The following is an 8,580-nucleotide window of genomic DNA, read 5'->3' as shown; positions in this document are numbered from 1 at the left end:
CAGAATACGAAAAATATCTAAACATAAAAGAGAATAAATCAATTGATTTTGCCAATACATAAATCAAATTTTGGCAAACAAAATTTGATGCGACACCCAATCAAGTGATTTATCTGGGTATGTTGGCCTCTAATTATAGTATTCTTTTTCAATATACGGGAGACATAAAAGATTTATATAAAACAGAAGAGTTGTTGACAGAATATAATGAAGCATATAAGTACTCTAGAGTTTCGACTGTTCGAGCATTGGCACGAAATTATATTTCTCAGCATCGTTTTAAAGAAGCTTTGAATCTTGCCAACAAGGCATTGGCTATTGGCGAAGGCCGAAAAGAAACTCAAAAATTATTGTTTGATGTACAAATGGAAGTGGGAAATTATGCTGAAGCTTTGAAAAATTTGAAAGCCATTCGGGATATGAATGATTATGATTATTTGATTCGTTTGGCCAAATGGTGTGATCATAAAGGGGATTTGAAAACGGCAATTACTTTTATGGAAAAAGCAAGGGACATAGCCATTGAAGATGATAATAAAGTTTTGAAAATCTGGTCGTATTCCAATTTAGGCGATTTTTATGGACATGCAGGCAGAATACAAGAATCGTATGATAGTTATTTAAAAACACTAGAAATAGATCCTAATTATTCATATGCCTTGAAAGGGATTGCTTGGATCGTTTTTTCGCACGAAAGAAATACCACGGAAGCGAATAGAATTATTACGGCTATCACTAAAACACATAATACGCCAGATTTTTATTTATTGAAATCTCAAATTGCCCAATTCAGTGGTGACAAAACAGAAGAACTAGCCAATAGGAATGCCTATTTTTCTATGCTGAAAAAGTATAATTACGGGGCAATGTACAATAAATACAATATCTTAATTTATGCCGATGATAAAACTACTGCTTCAAAAGCACTCGAAATTGCTAAAATTGAAATAAATCACAGACCTACTCCAGATTCGTATGATTTATTAGCCTGGTCGTATTTGAATTTGGGACAAAATAAAAAAGCTTTAGAAATTGCTCAAAAACATGTGGTTGGGAAATCCTTTGAACCTAAGGTACAGTATCACTTGGCAATGATTTATAAATCAAACAACATTATGGAACAAGTTGAACCAATCAAAGAAGAATTGCTTTCCAGTACTTATGAATTAGGACCTTCTTTGGAAAAAAAGGTAATGAAACTTTAATTTAGAAATGAAAAAACATATACTAATCCTTCTGATTTTATTTAATATAGCTGCCTTTGGTCAGATTCAAAAAGGAATTATTATTGATGAAAATGGGAAACCAATTGAAAACGCTACAATTACCAATCTAAAATCGAATACACATTCGCATACCAATGAAACAGGAAATTTTAGCATTGATAAGTCCAATGTTGGGGACATATTGAATGTTATTGCATTGGGACATAAAAAAATAGGCTATACGATATCAAATTCAGAAATTAGTATTGTAATGGAAAGTCATAGTTTTAAACTGGAAGAAGTGGTTATTCAGTCTAAAATATCAGCACTTAATGTGATTTCCAAAATTGATTTGGAAACCACTCCTGTCAATTCTTCACAAGAAATTTTGCGTAAGGTTCCAGGTTTATTTATTGGTCAGCATGCAGGTGGAGGTAAAGCGGAACAAATATTTTTGCGAGGTTTTGATATTGATCACGGTACCGATATTGCGATTAATGTAGATGGAATGCCCGTAAATATGGTTTCGCATGCACACGGGCAAGGCTATGCCGATTTGCATTTTGTAATTCCGGAAACTGTCGATAAAATTGATTTCGGTAAAGGAACGTATTATGCCAACAAGGGAGATTTTGCTACTGCTGGTTATGTAGATTTTGGAACAAAAGAAAAATTGGATTTTAGCAGTATTGGAGCAGAAGTAGGGCAATTTAATACTTTTAGAACCGTGGGATTGTTTGATCTTTTAGGAAATAACAAAAAGCAAAGTGCTTACATTGCCACCGAATATATTCTTACTGATGGACCATTTGTTTCGCCTCAAAATTTTAACCGAATCAATTTATTTGGAAAATACTCATTTGTTTTAGAAGATAATAGTCGCTTTTCAATTACCGCCTCCCGTTTTACCAGTAAGTGGGATGCTTCTGGGCAAGTACCGCAACGATTGGTCGATAATGGGATAATTTCAAGATTTGGCTCCGTAGATGATACAGAAGGAGGGGCAACTTCAAGATCTAATTTCAATGTTTCATTTCGTAAACCTATTGATGAAAATACGTTTTTGAAAGCTAATATCTTTTATTCGAATTATAAATTTGAATTGTTTTCTAACTTTACTTTTTTCTTGAACGATCCAGTAAATGGGGATCAAATTAAGCAAAAAGAGGACAGGAATATTTATGGAATCAATGCGGAGTTGAACAAAAGTATCAATAAAGAATCGGTTGATTTGTTATTTCAATTGGGATTTGGTGTTAGAAATGATGCAACGACCGATACTGAATTGTCGCATACGTTGAACAGAAGCACGACTTTGGAACAAATCAAATTAGGAGATATCGATGAGTCAAATGTTTTTACTTATTTGAATACAGAAGTTCGTTTGGGCAAATGGTTGATTAATCCTGCAGTCCGATTGGATTATTTTAAATTCGGGTATCAAGATAAGTTGGCAGGGAATTACAAAGCACAGACAGAAAGTCAAGTAAAAGTATCTCCAAAACTGAATTTTGTTTATTCCCAAAACAATGATTTGCAATTTTATCTCAAAACTGGAATGGGTTTTCATTCTAATGATGCCAGAGTCGTGATAGCAAACAATGGTAATGAAATTTTGCCAACAGCTATCGGTACAGATGTTGGTACGATATGGAAGCCATTTCCTAGACTAATTGTCAATTCCGCTTTATGGTATTTGTATTTGCAACAGGAGTTTGTTTATGTAGGTGATGCGGGAATTGTGGAGCCAAGCGGAGAGACAAGTAGGTCTGGTTTTGATTTAGGTATTCGTTATCAGTTAAGTAATTATTTCTTTTTTAATTTGGATGCCAATTATACGCATGCCAGAAGTATTAATGAGCCAGAAGGGCAAAATTACATTCCATTGGCTCCAGATTTCACTTCTACTGGCGGATTAAGCTTTCAAAATTGGAAGAATTTTTCAGGTGGTTTACGTTACAGATACATGAAAAATCGTCCAGCCAATGAAGATAATTCAATCGTGGCAAAAGGTTATTTTATAACTGACTTCAATGTAAATTATACTTATAAAAAAATAGTTTTTGGAATATCGGTTGAAAATTTATTCAACTCAGAATGGAATGAAACCCAGTTTGCCACAGAATCCAGATTGAGGAGCGAAACAGCCAGTGTAGAAGAAATTCATTTTACACCAGGAACTCCATTTTTTTTAAAAGTTGGAGTAATCTATAAATTTTAGTCCTAATTTAATTTGTTTGTTTGGAAGCCTGACGTCTTTATTGGCGTTAGGTTTTCTGATTTAATTAACAATTGTCAGCGCTAAAATATTTCTGATAACACAAATAAATGTTTAATTTTATAAAAAAATATAAACCTATGAAAAAATTAGTAGCAGCGATTTGCGCAATGTTCTTTTTTAGTATCCAAATTCAAGCACAAGTGAAACAAAACATTTATCAATTTAAAGTAGAAGACTTATACGGTAAGACTTTTGACTTTGCCACTCTAAAAGGCAAAAAAGTAATGATTGTCAATACCGCTTCAAAATGCGGATTAACTCCACAATATAAGGATCTAGAAGCTTTATATAAAGAATACTCAGCCAAAGGATTTGTGATTATAGGTTTCCCAGCCAACAATTTTGCTTCGCAAGAACCTGGAACCAATGAGGAAATTGCAAGTTTTTGTCAATTGAATTATGGAGTTACGTTTCCTATGATGGATAAAGTCTCCGTAAAAGGCGATGATATGTGTGCCGTTTATCAATTTTTGACACAAAAATCTAAAAATGGGTTAGAAGATTCAGAAGTGCAATGGAATTTTCAAAAATACCTTATCAATGAAAAAGGAGAATTGGAAAAAGTGATTTCTCCAAAAACATTGCCAACAGATCCTGAAGTGGTAAAATGGATTAAGGGATAGTATAGTTTCTTAAGAAATGATCGGTTATAAAAAAGAGTTTGTTAGTCAAACTCTTTTTTTATGATTTCAATAATTCTATTTTCAATGTCGGGTTCCGAATCAGAATGACCTGCATTTTCAATATAAAGTTCTGAATTAATCAATTTTTGATGTAATGTTTCTGCGTATATTAAAGGACAGATGTTGTCGTTTCTGCCATGAATGATTTTAACTGGAATTGATTGTAATGCACTAATGTTCTGAAGAATGTAATTGTCTTCTATAAAGCAATTATTGATAAGGTAATATGCTTCCATTATTGAAAGGGAACGATATGCAAACTCTTTTAAAATAGACTGGATTTCAGTCTCGGTGATATCATTCTTAAAAATTGAGATTTCATAATATGCCCATTCATACGAAAAGAAATCTTTTTCTTTATCATTGCCATTAAGCATTTTGTCTAAATAATATGCTGCAATGTTTTCTTGATTTGTTATAGGTACATTGTTTTTAAATCGATTCCATTCCTTTGGAAATTGATTTTCAACACCACCGCTAATAAAGTATTCAATGGATTCTTTATTAGCTAGAAAGATACCTCTCAATAAAATACTTTTTACTTTTTCCGGATTTTGAATTGCAAAAATAAGACTTAATGTAGTTCCCCATGATCCCCCAAAAAGATATACTTTTGGAATGCCTAAATGTTTTAAAAGTGTATTGATATCATTTACTAAATCTTGTGTAGTATTTTCTTCAATGCAACCAAATGGGACACTTTTTGAAGAACCTCTTTGGTCAAAGAAGATCACTTTTTGTTTTTTAAAATCAAAAAAGCGTTTATCACTATCAGAAAATCCTGCTCCTGGCCCACCATGAACAAACAAGATAGGTACATCGTTTGTATTTCCACAAACTTCATAGTAAATAGAATGAATGGTGTTTACTTGTAAATATCCTTTTTCGATAAGGTTGTCTTGTTTCAATTAAATGTATTTTTGGTCAAAATTAGTGTAATGTATTATAAGTTTGGGTTTGCATTTCTAGCTGATTACTAAAAATTGAAAACTACCCGTTAGCTATAACTTCTTTAACTGTAGCTTCATAATTTCGAATGCTTTTGGACTTTTTAATGTTTTTATGAACTTTATGCGGATTAGAAAATATAACTGAAAAGTACTCCCATAAATGATGCATTTTCAAAAGTATGTGCGTTTGTCCAGATAATGATTCACTATAGCCTTCATACAAAGTATCATGGAAAGCACCGAATAATTCCATTTTGTTTTTTGGGTATTCCAAAGCGTTGCTTTTTATCATGCTAGGCAAAAATGGATCTGCAATTAATCCTCTACCAATCATCCAATGGTCTATTGATGGAAAGCGTTGTTGCATTTCATGGAATTTAGCAACCGAAGTAATATCTCCGTTATAATACAATTTGTGCTTGGTATTGTCAATGCAGTGTTGAAACGCATCCAGATGAACACCTCCTTTATAAAGCTGTTTTCCAATACGTGCATGAATTGCAATATTCTTAATTGGATATTGGTCTAAAATAGGTAATACATCTAGAATTTCTTCGGTAGTATCATATCCTAAACGCATTTTCATGGACACAATAATATCGGTTTCTGAATGTGCTCGGTCTAGAATGTGATTGATTTTTTCGGTATTACTGATAAGACCAGAACCCATACCAGATTTGGTAACCATTGGATACGGACATCCTAAATTCCAGTTCAATTCTTTATAACCTAGTTGTTGAACATATTTGGCGACAAATAAAAACTCCTCTGCATCATTGGTTATAACCTGCGGAATTACTTCCAGGCCAACATTGTTTTCAGGAAGAAGGTCTCGTTCGTAAGATGATTTTATAACCAGTTTTCCGTTCAAACGGATGTATGGAGAGTAATAGGTATCGATCCCACCAAAATATTTATTGACAGCGTTTCGAAAACGAAAGTCTGTAAATCCTTGTAATGGGGAAGAAAGCAGGGTAAAGCTCATAGTATTTGTAAAAGTGCAAAGATACTATTCTTTATGGGGTTATACTTTGTTGGAGCAATTATGTTTTGAATAGCTTTTACTCCAAAATCAATTGCATAAATACCGAATGCAACCAACGGTCAAATTTATAACCTGATTCTTTGATAATTCCAACTGTTTTGAATCCAAATTTCTCATGAAATTCAACACTGCTTTGGTTTTCTGCATCGATTACTGCAATCATGGTATGCAGTTTTTGCTTTTTGGCCAATTGGATTAATTCATGAAGCAACAGTTTTCCAATTCCTTTACCATGATGATCTTTATCCACATAGACAGAATGTTCTACGGTATATTTGTATGCTTCACGAAATCGAAATTCGCTATACATTCCAAAACCAATCACTTTATCATCTTCTACAGCGACAATTACGGGAAAATGTTTATTTATTTTTTCTTCCAATATTGTTTTTTGCTGTTCATAACTTCGAATGTTATAATCGTACAATGCAGTCGAGTTTATAATGTTGTAATTTATGATATCTAGTATGGCTTGTGTATCCTCAGTTTGATAAGGTCTTAATTTGATTTGCATAAAGTGATTATTTGTTGTTCAAAATTAAGAAAAATAGACCAAAAGGAACGAAAAAGCAATCGCAAGTTTGTAACTTTGTATTCACAAAAATATTCAAATGACTTACCCCAAAATACCTTTAGCACAAAGCATTCTTCAAATTTTTTTAGCAAAAGAAATCACCAACATTATCATATCTCCCGGTTCAAGAAATGCACCACTTACGATAGGTTTTGCCAGTAATCCTGCTTTTCAGTGTTACAGTATTGCCGACGAGCGTGCTGCTGCTTTTTTTGCTTTAGGAATAGCCCAACAAACAGGTAAGCCCACAGTAGTAGTTTGTACTTCGGGATCGGCTTTATTGAACTATTATCCGGCTTTTTCGGAAGCATTTTATAGCCAGATTCCACTGATTGTGGTTTCGGCAGACAGGCCACACAGCAAGATTGACATTGGCGACGGGCAAACCATTCGTCAGGGAAATGTATTTGAGAATCATTCTTTATATAATGCCAACTTATTGGAAGACGTTTCGGAAGAAAACGATCGAAAAATAAATGAAGCCATCAATACGGCCATAGCCAAAAAAGGGCCAGTACATATAAATGCACCGTTTGAAGAGCCTTTGTATGAAACGGTTTCGGAGCTAAGTGTCAACAGTTCTGTTTTTGCTTCCGCAAAAGTAAATCGTACGGTAGACATCAAAGATTTACAAGATTCTGCCGCTCTTTGGAACAAAGCTTCCCGAAAATTAATATTGATAGGAGTAAATGAACCCAACTCAATTACTGAAGAAACAATTGAAGCTTTTGCCAATGATGAATCGGTTGTGGTGATGACTGAAAATACTTCAAATGTGTCTCATCAAAGTTTTATAAGTAATATAGATACCATTATAACACCTTTTACGGCTGAAGATTTTGAAACTTTTCGCCCAGAAATTTTAGTCACTTTTGGTGGAATGGTAGTTTCCAAACGTATTAAAGCTTTCTTAAGAAAATACAAACCCAAGCAACATTGGCATATTGATACATTAAGAGCATATGATACTTTTGGTTGTCTGACAAAACATTTTGAGGTTGATCCAAATACTTTTTTCGAAGAATTTTTGCCATTAACTTCAGAAATTGAAAGTGATTATTTTTCTCGATTGAATGCCGTTAAAACGTTGCGCAAAGAAAAACATGATATCTATTTATCTAAAATTCCTTTTACAGATTTCAAAGTTTTTGAAAAAGTGATTCAGAGTTTGCCACAAAACAGTCAATTGCAGATCAGTAACAGTTCAGCTATTCGTTATGCGCAATTAATACCGATTGATCCATCAATCGAAGTGTATTGTAATAGAGGTACCAGTGGAATTGATGGAAGTACTTCAACGGCCATTGGTGCGGCTGTCGCTAATTCCAATCCTACGGTTTTTATAACAGGTGATATTGGGTTTTTATATGATAGTAATGCGCTTTGGAACAATTATATACCGAAAAATTTTAAAATCATTTTGATTAATAATGGAGGCGGGGGCATTTTTAGAATTTTGCCAGGACATTCAGAAACACCAGTTTTTAATACATTTTTTGAAACTTCCCATAACTTGACGGCAGAACATTTGGCAAAAATGTATGGTTTGGATTATTGGACAGCTGATGATGAAGAAAGTATGTCCAAAAGTTTGGATTTGCTCTATGCTCAAAACGACAAACCAAGTATTCTGGAAGTTTTTACTCCAACATTAGATAACAATACTGTTTTATTGCAGTATTTTAAGGAGTTGACTTGATTTAGTTTTGAAAAAACAACTCACTATCTTTTTTTGTAAGTAGATACCTAGTTAAAGTAGAAATGCTGATTCTAATGCTTTTATTTGTTTAAAAGCTTTGAGAAGAAACCTTTTGACTTTGTTTTTTCATCATTAGCAGTTAT

At 33.3% G+C, this 8,580-nt stretch carries 7 protein-coding genes; 4 read left to right on the top strand and 3 right to left on the bottom strand.

Annotated features, from left to right (window positions below; all coding sequences use genetic code 11):
- Window positions 1-119 precede the first annotated feature (119 nt).
- The 3 genes from VFS71_RS15175 (at window position 120) to VFS71_RS15165 (ending at window position 4,109) form a co-directional block, all read left to right on the top strand.
- Window positions 120-1,205: a tetratricopeptide repeat protein gene (locus VFS71_RS15175; RefSeq protein ID WP_326402282.1), complete on the top strand. Its 1,086-nt coding sequence runs from the start codon at window positions 120-122 to the stop codon at window positions 1,203-1,205.
- A gap of 7 nt (window positions 1,206-1,212) precedes the next feature.
- Entirely contained in the window at window positions 1,213-3,426 is a 2,214-nt protein-coding gene (locus VFS71_RS15170; protein ID WP_326402281.1) for a TonB-dependent receptor, read from the top strand.
- Between the two features lie 167 nt (window positions 3,427-3,593).
- Entirely contained in the window at window positions 3,594-4,109 is a 516-nt protein-coding gene (locus tag VFS71_RS15165) for a glutathione peroxidase (protein ID WP_414656004.1), read from the top strand.
- A 41-nt stretch (window positions 4,110-4,150) separates the two neighbouring features.
- Here the strand turns inward: VFS71_RS15165 and pip are convergent, their stop codons facing one another.
- The 3 genes from pip to VFS71_RS15150 form a co-directional block, all read right to left on the bottom strand.
- Window positions 4,151-5,077 (bottom strand): prolyl aminopeptidase, encoded by a 927-nt coding sequence (pip, locus tag VFS71_RS15160; RefSeq protein WP_326402276.1) that lies wholly within the window; start codon window positions 5,075-5,077, stop codon window positions 4,151-4,153.
- Window positions 5,078-5,159: 82 nt separating this feature from the next.
- Window positions 5,160-6,104: a tRNA-dihydrouridine synthase family protein gene (locus tag VFS71_RS15155; protein WP_326402275.1), complete on the bottom strand. Its 945-nt coding sequence runs from the start codon at window positions 6,102-6,104 to the stop codon at window positions 5,160-5,162.
- A gap of 76 nt (window positions 6,105-6,180) precedes the next feature.
- Entirely contained in the window at window positions 6,181-6,678 is a 498-nt protein-coding gene (locus VFS71_RS15150) for a GNAT family N-acetyltransferase (protein ID WP_326402274.1), read from the bottom strand.
- A gap of 97 nt (window positions 6,679-6,775) precedes the next feature.
- Between VFS71_RS15150 and menD the strand changes: the two genes are divergently transcribed.
- Window positions 6,776-8,437, top strand: a complete 1,662-nt coding sequence (gene menD / locus VFS71_RS15145; protein ID WP_326402273.1) for a 2-succinyl-5-enolpyruvyl-6-hydroxy-3-cyclohexene-1-carboxylic-acid synthase — start codon at window positions 6,776-6,778, stop codon at window positions 8,435-8,437.
- The last annotated feature ends 143 nt before the right edge of the window (window positions 8,438-8,580 follow it).

Source organism: Flavobacterium sp. (assembly GCF_035760125.1).
Classification (GTDB): domain Bacteria; phylum Bacteroidota; class Bacteroidia; order Flavobacteriales; family Flavobacteriaceae; genus Flavobacterium.
Note: the sequence above shows the minus strand (reverse complement) of the source record. Positions and strands in the feature narration are given on the sequence as shown.

Bases quoted from the DNA above. Each gene is read 5' to 3' on its own strand.
- VFS71_RS15175 (WP_326402282.1), top strand. From the start codon at position 120: ATGTTGGCCTCTAATTATAGTATTCTTTTTCAATATACGGGAGACATA.
- VFS71_RS15150 (WP_326402274.1), bottom strand. From the start codon at position 6,678: ATGCAAATCAAATTAAGACCTTATCAAACTGAGGATACACAAGCCATA.
- VFS71_RS15170 (WP_326402281.1), top strand. From the start codon at position 1,213: ATGAAAAAACATATACTAATCCTTCTGATTTTATTTAATATAGCTGCC.
- menD (WP_326402273.1), top strand. From the start codon at position 6,776: ATGACTTACCCCAAAATACCTTTAGCACAAAGCATTCTTCAAATTTTT.
- VFS71_RS15165 (WP_414656004.1), top strand. From the start codon at position 3,594: ATGTTCTTTTTTAGTATCCAAATTCAAGCACAAGTGAAACAAAACATT.
- VFS71_RS15155 (WP_326402275.1), bottom strand. From the start codon at position 6,104: ATGAGCTTTACCCTGCTTTCTTCCCCATTACAAGGATTTACAGACTTT.